Origin of the sequence: Mesorhizobium sp. B2-5-4 (genome assembly GCF_006441095.1) — a bacterium.
Taxonomy (GTDB): Bacteria; Pseudomonadota; Alphaproteobacteria; order Rhizobiales; family Rhizobiaceae; genus Mesorhizobium; species Mesorhizobium salmacidum.
Map to the genome: position 1 here is coordinate 26997 of NZ_VFUR01000008.1, position 15359 is coordinate 42355.

The 15359-nt window shown below is 62.5% G+C and carries 16 protein-coding genes and 1 pseudogene; 9 read left to right on the plus strand and 8 right to left on the minus strand.

The window, feature by feature from the left end; translation table 11 throughout:
- Positions 1-126: 126 nt before the first annotated feature.
- From clpS to FJ492_RS12080, 4 genes are all read right to left on the minus strand, one after another.
- The gene (gene clpS / locus FJ492_RS12065; RefSeq protein ID WP_027143390.1) at positions 127-432 is read right to left on the minus strand and encodes an ATP-dependent Clp protease adapter ClpS; all 306 of its coding nucleotides are present in this window, start codon (positions 430-432) and stop codon (positions 127-129) included.
- Positions 433-561: 129 nt separating this feature from the next.
- Complete coding sequence (locus FJ492_RS12070; protein ID WP_027143391.1) at positions 562-876, minus strand: hypothetical protein; 315 nt, start codon at positions 874-876, stop codon at positions 562-564.
- 163 nt (positions 877-1039) lie between these two features.
- The gene (locus tag FJ492_RS12075) at positions 1040-1333 is read right to left on the minus strand and encodes a hypothetical protein (protein WP_140770006.1); all 294 of its coding nucleotides are present in this window, start codon (positions 1331-1333) and stop codon (positions 1040-1042) included.
- A 38-nt stretch (positions 1334-1371) separates the two neighbouring features.
- Positions 1372-1671: a hypothetical protein gene (locus FJ492_RS12080; protein ID WP_015316050.1), complete on the minus strand. Its 300-nt coding sequence runs from the start codon at positions 1669-1671 to the stop codon at positions 1372-1374.
- A 281-nt stretch (positions 1672-1952) separates the two neighbouring features.
- On the opposite strand from FJ492_RS12080, the gene FJ492_RS12085 reads away from it, so the two are divergent.
- Complete coding sequence (locus FJ492_RS12085; protein WP_140504880.1) at positions 1953-2669, plus strand: response regulator transcription factor; 717 nt, start codon at positions 1953-1955, stop codon at positions 2667-2669.
- Positions 2666-4075: an ATP-binding protein gene (locus tag FJ492_RS12090; protein ID WP_140770008.1), complete on the plus strand. Its 1410-nt coding sequence runs from the start codon at positions 2666-2668 to the stop codon at positions 4073-4075. Before FJ492_RS12085 ends, FJ492_RS12090 begins: the two co-directional genes overlap by 4 nt.
- Positions 4076-4098: 23 nt before the next feature.
- On the opposite strand, the gene FJ492_RS12095 is transcribed toward FJ492_RS12090, so the two are convergent.
- The 4 genes from FJ492_RS12095 to FJ492_RS12110 form a co-directional block, all read right to left on the minus strand.
- Entirely contained in the window at positions 4099-4377 is a 279-nt protein-coding gene (locus FJ492_RS12095) for a hypothetical protein (protein ID WP_140712508.1), read from the minus strand.
- A 59-nt stretch (positions 4378-4436) separates the two neighbouring features.
- Positions 4437-5618, minus strand: a complete 1182-nt coding sequence (gene choV, locus FJ492_RS12100) for a choline ABC transporter ATP-binding protein (RefSeq protein WP_027143396.1) — start codon at positions 5616-5618, stop codon at positions 4437-4439.
- Entirely contained in the window at positions 5615-6469 is an 855-nt protein-coding gene (gene choW / locus FJ492_RS12105) for a choline ABC transporter permease subunit (RefSeq protein ID WP_027143397.1), read from the minus strand. The genes choV and choW overlap by 4 nt, the downstream gene beginning before the upstream one ends.
- Before the next feature lie 134 nt (positions 6470-6603).
- Complete coding sequence (locus FJ492_RS12110; RefSeq protein ID WP_140770010.1) at positions 6604-7539, minus strand: choline ABC transporter substrate-binding protein; 936 nt, start codon at positions 7537-7539, stop codon at positions 6604-6606.
- A gap of 262 nt (positions 7540-7801) precedes the next feature.
- Here FJ492_RS12110 and FJ492_RS12115 point away from each other — a divergent pair, with 262 nt between their 5' ends.
- The 7 genes and pseudogenes from FJ492_RS12115 (at position 7802) to FJ492_RS12145 (ending at position 15300) form a co-directional block, all read left to right on the plus strand.
- On the plus strand, positions 7802-8413 hold the full coding sequence (locus FJ492_RS12115; protein ID WP_140712510.1) for a thymidine kinase: 612 nt from the start codon (positions 7802-7804) through the stop codon (positions 8411-8413).
- A 129-nt stretch (positions 8414-8542) separates the two neighbouring features.
- On the plus strand, positions 8543-8932 hold the full coding sequence (locus tag FJ492_RS12120; protein WP_140770012.1) for a cytochrome c family protein: 390 nt from the start codon (positions 8543-8545) through the stop codon (positions 8930-8932).
- A gap of 317 nt (positions 8933-9249) precedes the next feature.
- Positions 9250-10338, plus strand: a complete 1089-nt coding sequence (locus FJ492_RS12125) for a hypothetical protein (protein ID WP_027143401.1) — start codon at positions 9250-9252, stop codon at positions 10336-10338.
- A gap of 40 nt (positions 10339-10378) precedes the next feature.
- Positions 10379-11524 (plus strand): hypothetical protein, encoded by a 1146-nt coding sequence (locus tag FJ492_RS12130; RefSeq protein WP_140504868.1) that lies wholly within the window; start codon positions 10379-10381, stop codon positions 11522-11524.
- A gap of 24 nt (positions 11525-11548) precedes the next feature.
- Positions 11549-13459 (plus strand): ATP-binding protein, encoded by a 1911-nt coding sequence (locus FJ492_RS12135; protein WP_140770015.1) that lies wholly within the window; start codon positions 11549-11551, stop codon positions 13457-13459.
- A 69-nt stretch (positions 13460-13528) separates the two neighbouring features.
- Positions 13529-13928: pseudogene (locus FJ492_RS12140) on the plus strand (DUF559 domain-containing protein).
- Between the two features lie 67 nt (positions 13929-13995).
- Positions 13996-15300 carry a DUF6638 family protein gene (locus FJ492_RS12145; protein ID WP_140712514.1) on the plus strand — a complete coding sequence of 435 codons (1305 nt, stop codon included), beginning with the start codon at positions 13996-13998 and terminating at the stop codon, positions 15298-15300.
- Positions 15301-15359: the final 59 nt, after the last annotated feature.

The window sequence follows — 15359 nt, forward strand, 5'->3', positions numbered from 1 at the left end:
GCGTTGTTCCCTTCCTTGTGGGAGAAGGAAAAAGCGCCCTGCTCCTGCCCTCCGCTATGGCTCCGGGCGTTCGTCGCTTTAGTCGACAAATCGTTGTCGACCAATCGCCCTCCGGGCGACCGGTCCTCACTCCTCCGGTTCCGTCGTGAACAACAGCGGATAGCCCTTGGCCTTGCCGGCGTCGGTGGCCCGTGTCGCCTTGGTCTCGGCGACATCCCTGGTGAAGACCGCGACCACGCAGACGCCGCGCTGGTGCGCGGTGATCATGACCCGGTGCGCCTGGTCCTCACTGAGCTTGAACTCGCCCTTCAGCACCGTCACCACGAATTCGCGCGGGGTGAAATCGTCATTGATGAGGATGACCTTGTAGAGCTTCGGCCGCTCTGTCTGCGGCTTCACCTTGACGCGCGGTTTTGTGGTGATTTCAGGCATTCGAACCGACTGTTTCGCGATCAAACTTAAGCCCGCATTTTGCCACGGGTGGCAGCGACCGTCCATTTGCGGACCGTCGGCGGGCACGCCCGGTCCTTCACGATCATGTGGGAAATGGTCTGTCGCGGTTCAACGGCCCTGACGGCCGAAGATCCGGCGACTTGCGTCGGCATCCGCCCGGCGTTCCAGCCATGCCGCGATCGGCCATCCGGCAACGCAGATCAGCGTCACGCCGGCGAGCACGATCAAAAGCCACGCCTGCACTGGCGTGATGTAATCCCAGTTGCTGGAAATCGCCGGCGCGAACAGCGAAGGCTCGGTGCGCCCGCTTGCCGGGTCCGGCACGGGGCTGGCGGTGAGCAGAATCAGCACTCTGGCGACGCCGGTGGCAACCAGGCCGCCGATCACCATGGAGCGAAAAATGGACGAAAGCCGCTTTTTCATGCGGATTGTCCTACAGGGCCGGCATTGCAAACGGGTTAAGCACGATCGAGATGCGTGGCTGGAAGCCGCCGGGTGTTCAGCTTATCGACCGTGCCCTTGGCAGAAGGCCGCCCCAGCCGGTTTGCGGCTGGGGCGGCCTTGGTTGAACTAACCTCGAAGCTGATCAGGGCTTCTTGGGAGCAGCCTTCGCAGGGGCCGCCTTCGCGGGAGCAGCCATCGCGGGAGCCTTCTTGACCGGGCACTTGTGCTTCGTGGTCACCTTGCAGACGGTCTTCTTGGCGACCTTCTTCGGAGCAGCCTTGGCCGGAGCGGTGGTCATCGCGGCAGCAGCCGGAGCGGTGGTCGTGGTGGCGGCAGCCGGGGCAGCGGTCGTGGTGGCGGCTGCGTTGCCGAGAACCGGCATCGAGAAGGCGAGAGCGACGGCGAGACCAAGGGCGGACAGGATGGACTTGTTCATGGCTTCATTTCCTTTTTTCTGCGGGTCGTTTTTGAGTGTCACTGGACCGGGTCGTTCGGTGTCACTCCGAGCAGCTTCAAAGCATTGGCGAGCATCCGGATGCCCTGCGCCTGTTTCTTGGCGGCGCAGTACCGGTTGCCCTTTCTCTGAAGTGCCTTTGCCGCGGTGACCTGCGTTGCCGTGGCATGGGTTTCGAGGGCTTCATCAAATTGGTGGCTGAGATTGGCGCACCGTTCGCTCCGGGTGAGCGGCGCCTTTGCATCCGATTGGTCGACAGCGGCAGTGAGCAGGCCAAGGCCCAGCAGAACTCCCAACAAACTGATCGACAATCTTGGCATTGGTTTATCCGTAAACCCGGAGACTAGCGTCGCAGCCGATGACCTGACCGCCACGGCACCGTTATGCCGGCCTACTTTTTCAGGAGTTTTTCCCGATTGTAGAATTTTGTTTCTGGATTGTGTCTGGCCAGGCCACGCCAAGCTGACCGTCGCTTTCCATGTGGGGAAGGCGGAATTAATTCTCCCTTGAAAAGCAAGGTACTGGCCAACATATGGCCCGAATTCTATCGTGTGGCTCACCAGCCAATCATGGCTTGGCCGGCAACCGGGACAGCGCACCTGTGAAATCCGAGACACACATACTGATCGTCGACGACGACAAGGGCATCCGCGACCTGCTTCAGGAGTTCTTCCAGAAGCGGGGCCTGCACACCTCGGTTGCCGCCGACGGCGCCGAGATGGAGGCCGTCCTGCGCCGTTCCCAGGTGGATCTCATCGTGCTCGACGTGATGCTGCCCGGCAGGAGCGGGCTGGAACTGTGCCGCGACCTGCGCGCCCAGTATACGACGCCTATCATCATGCTGACCGCCGTCACCGAGACAACGGACCGTGTCGTCGGCCTCGAGATGGGCGCCGACGACTATGTGCCCAAGCCCTTCGACCCGCGCGAGTTGCTGGCGCGCATCCGCGCCGTGCTGCGGCGCAACGGCGCCGCCGAGCCGAAGCGCGCCACCACAAAGCAGATTTACCGTTTCGCCGGCTGGACCATGGATTGTTCGCGCCGCCGGCTGACCGCGCCCGACGACGTCAGGGTCGAACTGACCATGGCCGAGTTCAACCTCTTGCAGACCTTCGTCAAGAGCGCTCAGCGCGTGCTGACCCGCGACCAGCTCATCGAACTGTCCGGCGGCGACAGCGACTATTCCTTCGACCGTAGCATCGACATCCTGGTCAGCCGGTTGCGGCGCAAGATGGAAGATGATCCCAAGACGCCCAAACTGATCCTCACCGTGCGCAGCGGCGGCTACCAGTTCCTGCCCGAGACGACCTCCGAATGAGACGTTTCCTGCCGCAGACCTTGCCTGTCTGGGTGCTGCTGATCGTCATTGCCGGCCTGCTGATCAGCCAGGTCGCGACGCTTTACATCGTGTCGCGCGACCGCGCCGCCGCCAATGACGTGGTCGACCTCTACCGTCTCAACGACCGCGCCTTCTCGCTCGTACAGTTGATGAGTGGCGCCTCGCCGGAGGAGCGCAAGGCGACCGCCGCAGGCCTGTTCAACTCGACATACGCGCTCACCGTCTCGGACACGCCCGCCGTCACCTCCTCGATCGCCGGCGACGATGAACTGGCCGAGCTCGAGGACATCCTCGTCGGCCGGCTGTCGAAGTTCGGCATCACCGACGCGCGCGTGCGCCGCGATCCGGCGACGCGCGAAGCCGACGATGCCAATGGCGCGGCGCCGGCGCCCGATATCGGCCAGGTCGAGCGGGACCTTCTGGTGCTGGCCGCCAATTTCGCCCAGAGCGACAAGCTGACGGCCTCGCTGCGCTTCGCCGACGGCCAATGGCTGAACTTCACCGAACCGATCACCCCCGTCGGCCCGATCCTGAGCGTCGACAGTCTGCCGCTCTATGCGCTGATCGCGGGGCTGGTGGTGATCATGTCGATCTGGTCGCTGCGCCGGCTGACCGCGCCCTACCGGATGATGGAAACCGCCGTCAACCGGATCGGCAAGGACCTGAAGAGCCCGCCGATCGCCGAGAGCGGCAGCCGTGAGGTGCGTGCTGCCGCCAGGGCGATCAACGCCATGCAGACCAGGCTGCGCGAATATGTCGAGGACCGTGAACATCTTGCCGCCGCACTCGCGCATGATCTGCGCACGCCGATGACGCGCATGCGGCTGCGCCTGGAGCTGTTGCGCAAATCGGCGGTTCGCGAGGCGCTGGCGCATGATCTCGCCGATGTCGAGAGCATCGCCAGTTCGGTGATCGACTTCGCCACCTTCGAGGTGAACGAGGAAAAGAGCGAACGCATCGACTTCTGGTCGCTCGTGGAATCGATCGCCGACGCCTATCCGGACGTCTCGTTCGACAATGACGACACCCGCTCACGCGGCCTGATCTGCATGGCGCGACCGGTGGCGCTGAAGCGCTGCGTCACCAATCTGGTACAGAACGCCGTCACCTATGGCAAGAAGGCGCATCTCAGCCTGCGCCGCTCCGACGGCACGATCACGCTCGCCATCCGCGACGAAGGGCCGGGCATACCCCAGGCCCAGATCGACGCCGTGTTCGGCTCCTTCGTGCGCCTCGAACAGTCCCGCAACCGCCAGACCGGCGGCCTCGGGCTCGGGCTGACCATCGCCCGCAACATCGCGCGTGCCGCGGGCGGCGAAGTCCGCCTGTCCAACCATCCTGACGGCGGCCTGCTGACGGAGCTGCGCCTGCCGCTGGCGGCTTGAGACTGATCAGGCCGCATCGAACGTCAACTTGTCGCGATGATCTTCCAGGCCAACAGCGCGATGATGACCGCCGCCGCGAGCATTGTTGCCCAGCGATGCCGCCCGAACGCATGCAGAACGAGAACGGCCAGGGCCGCGATCGACGCGGCAAGTGCCCCTTCGACATAGAAGAGCTGTGCGCCGTCAATCGGCCCGCCGCTTGCGCTTCCGACACGGAAGAACTCCAGTATCGACCGGATCGCGATCACGATCAGCAAGCCGAGCGCCGCTTGCGCCGCGCGCGCCGTCGACAGCCAGTTCAATATCCGTTTCAAGGCGCCTCCCGACGCGACCCGAAAGCCTTTCGGTTGACGTTGCCGGCCTACCGCCGCAGCACCGCGCTCAGCACGTCGCGAATGCCGATGGCACCGACGAAGCGGGACTGATCGTCGAACAGCGCTACCGGTGCCGTCTGCGACCGGTGCATGGCCAGCATCACGGTCTTCAGCGACGTGCCGGGATTGGCCCAGAACACCTGCGCCAGCTCCTCGGGCTGGCCCTCGACATCGGCGCAGGACACCCATACTGCCGGCTTGCCGTCGCGCTCGGCCGCCGCCACCAGCCCGTGCTCGTCGATCTTGAAACGCGTCGTCTTGCGCCGGTCGAGCCACACCCAGCCATTGTCGCCATGCTCGAGGTCGCGACGGTCGCGCATGACGTTCCAGGCGGTGAGCACCGAGAGCGGGTTCACATTGGCGATGAAGTCGCGGACATAATCGTTGGCGGGGCGCAGCACGATGTCTTCCGGCGCGCCCGTCTGGACGATACGGCCGCCCTCCATGATGGTGATGTGGCTGCCGATCTTCAGTGCCTCCTCGAGGTCGTGACTGACGAAGATGATGGTCTTCTTCAGCTCCGCCTGCAGCTGCAGAAGTTCATCTTGCAGCTTGGTGCGGATCAGCGGATCGAGGGCCGAGAACGGCTCGTCCATCAACAGGATAGGCGCCTCAGTGGCGAAGGCGCGCGCCAGGCCGACGCGCTGCTGCATGCCGCCCGAGAGCTCATGCGCGTATTTGTTCGACCATTGGTCGAGGTTGACCAGCTTGAGCTGCCTGTGCACCCGCTCCTTGCGCTCGGCATCCGGCACGCCAGCGAGTTCGAGGCCGAGGCCGACATTCTCCTCCACCGTGCGCCACGGCAACAGGCCGAACTGCTGGAAAACCATCGCCACCTGCTTCTGCCGCAGCCGCCGCAAGGTCGGCTCATCGCAAGTGACGACATCGACCGTGCGGTCGCCGTCCTTGACCAGCACCTGGCCGCGCGACACCACGTTGAGCCGGTTGACCGCCCGAAGCAGCGTCGACTTGCCCGAACCGGACAGGCCCATGAGGACGGAAATCTCGCCTTCATGCACGGTCAGGCTGGCTCCAGCGCAGCCGAGCACATTGCCGGTCTTCTCGAGTATCTCGGCCCGGGTAGCACCCTTGTCGATCATCGCCAGCGAACCGGCCTGGTCGGCGCCGAAGACGATATCGACATTCCTGAAATCGACGGCGACGGTCATTTCTTGCCTCCAACGCCAATGCGGGTCATCCGGTCGAGCACGATGGCGAGCACGACGATGGCAAGACCGGCCTCAAGGCCAAGGTCGATGCGGCGCGAACCGAGCGCCCGGTTGATCTCCGTGCCGAGACCGCCGGCGCCGATCAGGGCGGCGAACACCACCATCGACAGTGACAGCATGATCGACTGTGTCAGGCCCGCCATGATGGTGGGCAGCGCCGAGGGCAGCTCGACCTTCCACAACAGCTGGCTCTTGGTGGCGCCGAAGGCCTCGCCGGCCTCGATGATCGATTTCGGCACCGAGACGACGCCGAGATGGGTGAGCCTGACCGCGGTCGGGATGACGAAGATGATGGTGACGATAAGGCCGGGCGCGTTGCCGAGGCCGAACAGCGTCAGCACCGGGATCAGGTAGACGAAGGTCGGCAGCGTCTGCATCAGATCGAGCACCGGCAGCATGATGCGATAGACCTTCGGCTTGTGCGCCGCCCAGATGCCGAGCGGCACGCCGATGGCCATCGCCGCCGCAGCGGCCGCGACCACCAGCACCAGCGTCTGCACCGTCTGCTTCCAGAGGTTCTGGTTGATGATGAAGATCAGGCCGAGGAAAACCGCGATGGCGAGCGGCCGCGAGCGCTGCAGCAGCCAGGCAATGACGGCGATCACCAAAGCGAGCAGCACCGGCGGTACCATCAGCAGGATGTCGACCAGCCCGTCGAGCAGGAAATTGAGGCCGTTCGAGAAGGCCCTGAACACGGTGTCGAAATTGTCGGTGAGGAAGCCGAAGAACGCCTTTCCCCAGGCGCCGATCGGGATCTTGTGATCGACCATGAATTTGGAAATCGGATCCATCTCACCCCTCGTTTGCCAGAGCTCTGCCTTCGGCCCCGTATTGTCGCAACGTCATCTTGTCACAGGATACGAAAAAGGGCAGCCTTTCCACAATGGCTGCCCTCTGTTTCGGTCACGCCGAAATCAAAGTCGGCTCAGCTCCCGAGCGCGGTCTTGACCGCCGCCGCCGCGTCGCCGCCGTCGAAGGTGGTCACGCCGGCGATCCAGGGCTTGACCGCATCCGGATTTTTCTTCAGCCAGTCGGTTGCCACCGTGTTTGCATCGCTGCCCTTCAGGATCGCGTCCATCATCTGGCCTTCCATATCCAGATTGAATTTCAGGTTGGCGATGAACTTTCCGACATTCGGGCACTCGGTCATGTAGCCCTTGCGCACATTGGTCGAGACGGTGGCCGCGCCAAAACCGCTGTCGCCCATGCCATCGAGATAGGTGATCTTCATGGCGCCCATCACAGGATGCGGCGTCCAGCCGAGGAAGGCGATCCACTCATTGTTCTTCATCGACTGCTCGGCCTGCGTCAGCATGCCGGCCTCCGAGGATTCGACCAGTTCGAACCCGTCGAGATTGTCCTTCGGGTTCTTGATCATGTCGAGGATGATGCGATTGCCGTCATTGCCGGCCTCGATGCCGTAGATCTTGCCGTTGAACTTGTCCTTGAACTTGCCGAGATCGGTCAGCGACTTGACGCCGGCATCCGCGACATAGGTCGGCACGACGATGCCGTAACCGGCTCCGGCCAGGTTCTGGCTGACGGTCTCGACCGAACCGTCGGCCGTGTAATCCTTGATGTCGTTGGTCATCGACGGCATCCAGTTGCCGAGGAAGACATCGAGGTCCTTGTTCTTCAGCGACGCATAGGTCACCGGAACCGAGAGCTGGATCACCTGCGGCTCGTAGCCGAGCGCGGTAAGCAGCACGGAGGCCAGCCCGGTGGTAGCCTGGATGTCGGTCCAGCCGACGTCGGAGAGGCGAACCGCCTTGCAGCTTGCCGGATCGCCGGCGAAGGCAGAACCCGTGGACAGGAAAGCCGCCAAGCCTAGGCCGGCGACGAAGGAATTCATACGCGACATCTGTATTCTCCCATTTCGATTCTTTGGCGAAGCGAAGTTTCGGTCTTTGTGCCCGCCTTGTTTCGTCAGCCAAACACCATTCTGAAGTGGTTTCAAGCACTAAGACAATCACGATCAACGGCGCTGGCTGGCCAATCAGCGACACCGCTGACGCTTTCCGTGCCAGGCCCAAGCGCAATCTGCCTCGGCAGTGGCTGCTTTTTCAGGGGAATGCGGCCGCGGCCTCTCCCCGCGTGGCGGGAAGTCGGCTTAAAAGGGCGGCATGGCCAAGCTTTACTTCCACTACGCGACGATGAATGCCGGCAAGACGACCATGCTGTTGCAGGCATCGTACAATTACCGCGAACGCGGCATGACGACGATGCTGTTCGTCGCCGGTCACTACCGCATGGGCGACACCGGCCTGATTTCGTCGCGCATCGGGCTGGAGGCGGAAGCCGAGATGTTTCGCGATGGCGACGACCTGTTCGCCCGCGTCGCCGAGCATCACCAGCACACGGCGGTGCATTGCATCTTCGTCGATGAGGCGCAGTTCCTGGAGGAAGAACAGGTCTGGCAGCTTGCCCGCATCGCCGACCGGCTCAACATCCCCGTCATGTGCTACGGCCTGCGCACCGATTTCCAGGGCAAGCTGTTTCCCGGCTCGCGCGCGCTGCTGGCCATCGCCGACGATCTGCGCGAGGTGCGCACCATCTGCCGTTGCGGCCGCAAGGCCACGATGGTCGTGCGCCTCGGTCCCGACGGCAAGGTGGCCCGGCAGGGCGAACAGGTGGCGATCGGCAAGGATGTCTATGTCTCGCTCTGCCGCCGCCATTGGGAAGAGGAAATGGGCCGCGCGGCACCCGACGACTTCATCGGCTTTGTCAGCGGCTGAAACGAAGGCCCGCCGGACGCCGGCATCGGGCAGCCGGCTGCCATCTCTTGCAGCCGCGCCATTCCATGGTGCCTTTGTTAAGGTCAGCGCCCTATTTCCCGTCTCAGCCAGAACTCCCCGGGGTCAGCCATGCTTCGAGCCGTCTTGTCCGCCAGCCTTCTTCTCCTGGCCACTTCCATTGCCGCCCAGGCCGGGGGCGATCCTGTGCTGGGCAAACATGTTTTCAACCGGTGCGTGGCCTGCCATGAGGCGGCCACCGACCGCGACAAGGTCGGCCCACATCTTATGGGCGTCGTCGGTCGCACGGCGGGAACCGCCGAAAGCTTCCTCGGCCATTATTCGGAGGCAATGATGAGCGCGGGTGCTGCCGGTCTCGTCTGGGACGAGGCAAATCTTGCCGAATACCTCAAATCGCCCAAGCTGAAGGTGCCCGGCAACAGGATGGCCTTCAGCGGCCTGAGCAATGACGACGACATCGCCAACGTCATTGCCTATCTGAAGGCTGATCCCAAGCCCTGAACAGACGCCGTCCGGAGTGGGACGGACCGGCTTGCGCCGGCCTGTGGGGCTGCAAGGGTCAGTTGTTGTCAAGTTTCGGAGCCCTCCGCTTCGGCGTGGACTGATTGCTTTGCCGACATGAAAGTTCAAAATCAGCTGAACCAGGCTTGGCCGACCAGTTGATCACGCCATGAACACGGCTCCATTGCCTTTCAAGGGTTCGGCCGAATATTTGTTTCGCGCAGCGCACTGTTTTCACGTCTTTCAATCCCCTGGTACCCCACATATATTCGCCGCTGTTCGCAACCAGCGAGCGGAAGCCGATGCGGGAGGCCCCTATGGCGACATTGCAGAATTTCGATGCCGAAATTGCCAAGACCAAGCAGGTCGTCCAGGATATGCGCACCAAGATCGAGCAATCCGGCACCGTGCTCGACACACTCGCAACCGCCGACAAGAAGATCGGCGACGCCAATTTCGACATCGAGAACGCCCGCATCGAGGATGTGCTGAAGCAGCAGAAGGTGATGGAAGGCAACATCGCCGACCTGATCATCGGCCTCGAGGACGCCACCAATGTCTTCGGCGCCGAGTTCGAGAGCATGAAGAACTATACCGGTTGGGAAAACTTCGTCGGCGTCTTTTCGGCGCAGCGCAAGCAGCGCATGCGCACCGACCGCGTGCGCAACATGTCGCTCGCCGGCAATCTGCAGGAACTGCTGGCCAAGTCCGACACCATCGTCGGCATATTGAAGGCGCAGAAGGAAGTTCTCGACCAGCGCTACAAGACCTCCGAAGCCAGCCTGTCGCAGGTTATCGAGCGCCGCAAGACCACGATGACGAACCTCGAAGCCGTGCAGAAGCGCATCGAGGAGCTCAACCCGATGCTGCTCGACATCGAAAACAAGATCGCCGCCTCGACCAGCCAGAAAGACCGCACGCAGCTCGAGGGCGAACGTTCCAAGCTCGCCACCGAATACAATGAAAAGCAGGCCAAGGAGCAGGAGCTGCTGGCCGAAAGCCAGACTCTGGAGCGCTACACCTCGATGTTCCAGACCTTCGTCGATTCGCTCAACAACCAGATCGCCGCGCAGTCGACGCTGATCAACAAACTGACCATCGATACCGAGCAGCGCATCGTGCTCTACAAGGCGCTGGAGGATTCACTGAAGACCGCCGCGCAGCAGGACGTCGCCCACAAGATCAACACGCTGGGCAGCCAGGTCGACAACACGGCCGAGGAAACCATGGCCGGCATCGGCGCAGCCTCGCAGAAGCACATCGGCGACCTCTTGGAGATGCACGAGAAGAACATGGTGGCCAGCGCCGACATCCAGCGCCGCAAGAAGCTGGCCGACGATGCCTTCGCCCGCCGCTTCGACGAGGTGCTGAAGAAGCACAATTCGGCCAACTACGTGCAGTCATAATTGCCGCGCGCACCGGTGCGACAATCGCAGGGCTGACAGCATGACACCCGAAAACGACGCGGCGGCGCGGTATTTCTCGGCAATCACGGCCGCGCTCGGCGGCCTTGAAGTGTTCATGCGCGACGACCGCTCGCCGCTTTACCGGCATGGCATTGTCGCCAGGATCGTTGCCGAATACATCGCCCGGCTCGACAAGTCCTTTTCCTGCTGGCGCAACCGGCTGGGCTTCATGGACACGTTCCGCATTTCGCGCGCCGAAAGCGGCTACCCGGTGTTCCAGAACCTGCTCGAACTGGAAAACGACCGCCGCCAGGCCGACGGCCGGCTCGCCAACATTCCCCAGGCCGGCGAGCTGCGCGAAGAGATGGCCGACTTCATCCTGCGCCACAAGCAGTTCCCCGACGCACTGCAGAAATCGATGGCCGAGCGGCTCTATCTCGAGGACGTCAAGAGCGAGCAGACCTTCGGTCCGTTCACGCTGGCGCAGACGGCCAAGGTGTCGGTCAATCCGAAGACGGCGCGGCCCTATTATCTCGTCCACTGGGCCACCTTCGACGGCAGTGCCAACCTGCCTTTGGTCTACATGGTGACGGTGGAGGATTCGTCGGACAGCATGGTCAGCCAGCTTGTCGACCGGAGCGGCAAGCTCAACGACAAGGTCGACATTCCGCTGCCGGTCGACGGCCTGCTCAACCCCGAACTTGCCCATCGTTTCGACGATTTCACCGAGAAGAATTCGGCCTATACGCTGTCGCCGGCGACCATCGCCGTCAACCTCGACAAGGACTTCGAGCCACTGCACCCCAAGCAGCTGAGGCGGGTGGTGCTCGGTCCCTTCTACTCAGCAGGCATCACCGACAACAATTCGACGGTGACGGAAGTGCTGGCCAAGGTGCGCAAGCCCGAAAACGCATGGCTTTTGACCTGGACCATCCAGGAAGTCTATTCCAAGGGCGAGAAGCCGGGCCGCAAGGGCCTGTTCTCAAGCGAGAAGACGACGCAGGAATTCTTCATCAACACCGATGACCTCGAGGCCGCTCGCCAGGGCGTGTCGAGCTACGAAAACCACGCGCTGATCCCGCACGAGGCCTACCAGGCGCTTTACGCCGCGGGCGAAGCACAAAAGATATTTGCCGGCTACAAGGTTCACATCCTGTCGAATGGGCAGGTGATATCGGATGTCTGACCGTCACACCACGGAGCACCCTTCATGGACACCGGCCTGACCACCATCCCGGAAGCGGCTATCGAAAAGCACCGCGCCACCGCGCAAAGCTTCATCACCCGCATCGTCGTGCTGGAGGATCCCTCGCGCGAATCCGGTACAGCGCTCGCCGGCACCAACCGGCGCTTCGTTTCCACCGTCTCGGTCGGTTCGGTGCGCCGCACGCGGGAGGTCGAGCTGTCGAAGACCGTTGGGGCCGTCCATCCCGACGACCAATTGCTCACCATCCCGCAGCACACGCTGCTCTTTCGCGCCCGGCGCGGCACGGCGATCGCGCTGGCGGTCTCGGACGTGTTCGCCGAAGGCTCCGATCTTGAAAGCCTGCAGGCCAGGAACACCCGCGCCCCGCTCGAAGGCGAGGAGGCGTCCACCTTCAAGAAACTGCTGTCGGCCTCGGCCTATATCTCGGCCTTCAGCCTTGCCTCCTACCTGTTCCAGCTCATCGACAGTGACGGCGAGGCGCCGAACGACATCCCCGAACCGGACTTCCTGTTCGACACACCGCAGGACGCGGTGAAATCGATCCTGGCCGGTCTCGACAAGGCTATATCGGGCTCGACAGACGATGCCGACCTGATGACCCGTGCCCGCGCCTTCGCCCGCGTCGCCATCGACGGGCTTCTGGCGCGCAAAGGCCGCTTCGACGGCATCGGTCCGTTCGAGAACGCCCATATCAGCATCGACGCCGACGACTTCACCCTCGACGGCTTCGATGTCGCGCCGGGCAAGCGCTCCAAGCCGCTGGTGATGACTTTCAAGACGCCGGAAGAGGTCGTCGGCAACCACATCGCCAAATACCAGTCGGTCAAACTGGCCAAGATGCTGATGGCTTACGACTTCGGGCGCGAGCTGAACCCGTTCGTCGAGCTTGGCGGCTTCCTGTTCACCTTCATCGGCGATGGCGCGCCCGGCACCGGCAAGACGACGCTGATCCAGATGATCGCCGGTCTCGTCAACGGCTATTGCCAGGTCGCCGGCTACCCCTTCGCCTACGAGAATTTCGGCGTCGACCAGATCTCGTCCTACCAGGGCAAATCAGGCCAGAACTGCCGCCAGTTCATCAACAATGTCTTGAACCCGCGCGTCATCGGCTTCGGCACCATCGACGACATCGACCAGGTGGCCGCTAGACGCTCCGACGACCGCGCCTCGGCCGGCCAGCAGGAGATCACCGGCGTGCTGATGGATGCCTTCGCCGGTGCCGCCACCGTGGTGCGCGGCAATTGCTCGTTCGGCATGTTTTCCAACTATCCGGAGAATGTCGACGACGCACTGCGCCAGCGCGCCGGCGCCCGCTGGCTGGTCGACGGGCCTCAGACCCGCGACGACTATATCGACATTTTCGTGCTGCTCGCCGGCAAGAACCACGAGATCCCCCTGGGCAAGCACGAGCTCTACGCCGCGCAGGAAATCCAGCGCGCCGTGACCGAAGCTTATGAGGAGCATGAAAAACCGCAGGAGGACGGGCTGATGCGGGTCTATGAGCGCTACATGAAGGAAAACGGCGCGCCCAAGACCATGGCCGACATCGGCACCTACCTGCACCTGATCAAGGACGCCGAACCGCGCTTCACCGGCCGCGCCATCAAGAACGTCACCGACGCCATCAAGATGCGCGCCATGGACATCGAGCTTCCCGACGACTGGTTCGAAAAGCCGGAAGCCTTCATGCACAAGAGCTACGACGACAAGAAGGCGATGATCGAGGAACTGCGCGGGCCGTTCTCGATGGACATGGTCATGCAGGAGATCAACCGCTACGCCGATTCCGAATTCCGCTATTCCGACAAATCCGATGACGCCGCGGTCGAGAAGCTGCTGCGTGACGCAAGGCTGCGCGAACGCGCTGCGCGTGAGATGGAAGACATGAAGAAGAAGGGTCTGTGGAATGCGTGAGGCGAGCTCTTCTTCCTTCTACCCGTTCACGGGGAGAAGGTGCCCGAAGGGCGGATGAGGGGCAGCGCCATGCGTGGTGGAAACGAGCCCAAGGTGGCAAGAGCCCGCGAGCTTCGGAAGATCGAGAACGATGCCGAGGAAAAGCTCTGGCATGAACTGCGTGGGCGACGATTGAATGGCCACAAATTCATTCGCCAACTGCCGATCGGTCCCTATTTCGCCGACTTTGCCTGTCGTGAGGCTAATCTGGTCTTGGAGGTCGATGGCAGCCAGCATGCAGGTCGATCCCGGGAGGGACGAAACGATGAACGCTAATGGTTGGTCGGTATTGAGGATTTGGCACGCTGATGTTTTGAGCGGCCGAAAGAGCGTATTGGAAACGATCGTTGCGGCCGTGGATGGTCGGCTGAACAAGAAGATGATTGGCATCGACGCGAAGTTTCTGCCTTCAATGTTGGAGACGAGATGATGAGCGTTTGCGCCGCCCCTCATCCGCCCTTCGGGCACCTTCTCCCCGTGAACGGGGAGAAGGAAGATTGACCCATGCCCGCAAACCCGACCTCCTTCGCGACAACGAGCTCATCTACGGCCGTTTGCTCACCGTCGACGAGGCGCATCTCATCCAGCGTTACAACAAGGCGCTGGCTGCTTTCGGCCTCAAGCCCACCAGGCTAAAGAGCTTCCAGATCGACCGCACCGGCTTTTCGCCCGAAGTGGCCGAGGAGTGTGGCGACTACGACTATCTCGATCCCAACGAGGTCAACCGCCGCTTCATCATCCTGACGCCGTCGCAGATCGACCTGCCGGTGGTGCACACCGCCTTCTCCAACACCTCGCAGCTGATGTTCGAGTTCATGTCCAGGAACCAGCGCGCCATCGACGCGCTGACCATCAAGGACGTCATCTACGGCGAGATCGAGGATTCCGTTCCCAAGGTCAACGACATCGAGGACCTGCTGTCGATCAGCCAGGTCGAATTCAAGGTGCTGTCGGCGGAAGACGTGCTGGGCAAGGCCGCCGAACTCGGCAAGCTCGTCGACCGGCTGAAGCAGGAGCCCGACGCCTGGCGCGACGATGCCATGCTGACCCGCATGGTCGAGCTCGCCAAGGTCTGCGGCGACATCCGCGAGAACGCGCTGGTGCCGGACCAGGTGATCTTCCGCCACAACGCCTACTGGACCAGCCATTTCGGCGGGCTCTATGTCTTTGTCGATCCCGACATGACGACGGTGATCAGCGATCCGGCCGCCCCCGGTTTTCGCCGCTCGCGGCCCTGGCAGGTGAGCTATCTCTCGATCAAGGACGCCGACAAGGTGTTCAAGTTCCTGGCTGCCACCGGCCGCATCGAATTGCCGCGCGCTTCCTGGATCGAGGCCTCGGGCTATCTCGAGCACCGCGCCGAAATGGTGGTGCGCGCGCTGATCCGCGACGCCGAGCCGGACCGCAATTTGACCGATGTCGACAAGGTCTGGCTGCAGACATGGATCCAGAGCCATGCCGACCTGATCACCTCGGACGGCAATTTCCCCTTCCTCAACGCCGCCAAACGCGAGATCGCCCAGCTCGGCCATCTCAAGGTCGAGGATGTCTCCCCGCAGCAGCGCTTCCTGGTGGTACGCGCCAAGCCCGACCATCCCGACGCCTGGCTGACCAACCGGCTGATCTCGGATTTCGTGCCGTCGGACTTCGTCTCGCGCTACATCTTCAACAAGGACGGCTTCTACAAGGACTATGACGGCTTCAGCGACGCCTGGCGATCGCATGTTGTGGACGTTCTGAAAACCACATATTTGAAGGACAAGGTGGCGTTTCGCACACGCCTCTACGGCCTGGCCGACTAGAACGAAATGAACCGTCATTCCGTTCTAACTTGTTGTTTTGATGCATGATGTTATCCAAA

What these genes read in the sequence shown, in the direction of transcription:
- clpS (WP_027143390.1), bottom strand. Translation starts at nt 432, where the DNA reads ATGCCTGAAATCACCACAAAACCGCGCGTCAAGGTGAAGCCGCAGACA.
- FJ492_RS12070 (WP_027143391.1), bottom strand. Translation starts at nt 876, where the DNA reads ATGAAAAAGCGGCTTTCGTCCATTTTTCGCTCCATGGTGATCGGCGGC.
- FJ492_RS12075 (WP_140770006.1), bottom strand. Translation starts at nt 1,333, where the DNA reads ATGAACAAGTCCATCCTGTCCGCCCTTGGTCTCGCCGTCGCTCTCGCC.
- FJ492_RS12080 (WP_015316050.1), bottom strand. Translation starts at nt 1,671, where the DNA reads ATGCCAAGATTGTCGATCAGTTTGTTGGGAGTTCTGCTGGGCCTTGGC.
- FJ492_RS12090 (WP_140770008.1), top strand. Translation starts at nt 2,666, where the DNA reads ATGAGACGTTTCCTGCCGCAGACCTTGCCTGTCTGGGTGCTGCTGATC.
- choV (WP_027143396.1), bottom strand. Translation starts at nt 5,618, where the DNA reads ATGACCGTCGCCGTCGATTTCAGGAATGTCGATATCGTCTTCGGCGCC.
- choW (WP_027143397.1), bottom strand. Translation starts at nt 6,469, where the DNA reads ATGGATCCGATTTCCAAATTCATGGTCGATCACAAGATCCCGATCGGC.
- FJ492_RS12110 (WP_140770010.1), bottom strand. Translation starts at nt 7,539, where the DNA reads ATGTCGCGTATGAATTCCTTCGTCGCCGGCCTAGGCTTGGCGGCTTTC.
- FJ492_RS12115 (WP_140712510.1), top strand. Translation starts at nt 7,802, where the DNA reads ATGGCCAAGCTTTACTTCCACTACGCGACGATGAATGCCGGCAAGACG.
- FJ492_RS12120 (WP_140770012.1), top strand. Translation starts at nt 8,543, where the DNA reads ATGCTTCGAGCCGTCTTGTCCGCCAGCCTTCTTCTCCTGGCCACTTCC.
- FJ492_RS12125 (WP_027143401.1), top strand. Translation starts at nt 9,250, where the DNA reads ATGGCGACATTGCAGAATTTCGATGCCGAAATTGCCAAGACCAAGCAG.
- FJ492_RS12130 (WP_140504868.1), top strand. Translation starts at nt 10,379, where the DNA reads ATGACACCCGAAAACGACGCGGCGGCGCGGTATTTCTCGGCAATCACG.
- FJ492_RS12135 (WP_140770015.1), top strand. Translation starts at nt 11,549, where the DNA reads ATGGACACCGGCCTGACCACCATCCCGGAAGCGGCTATCGAAAAGCAC.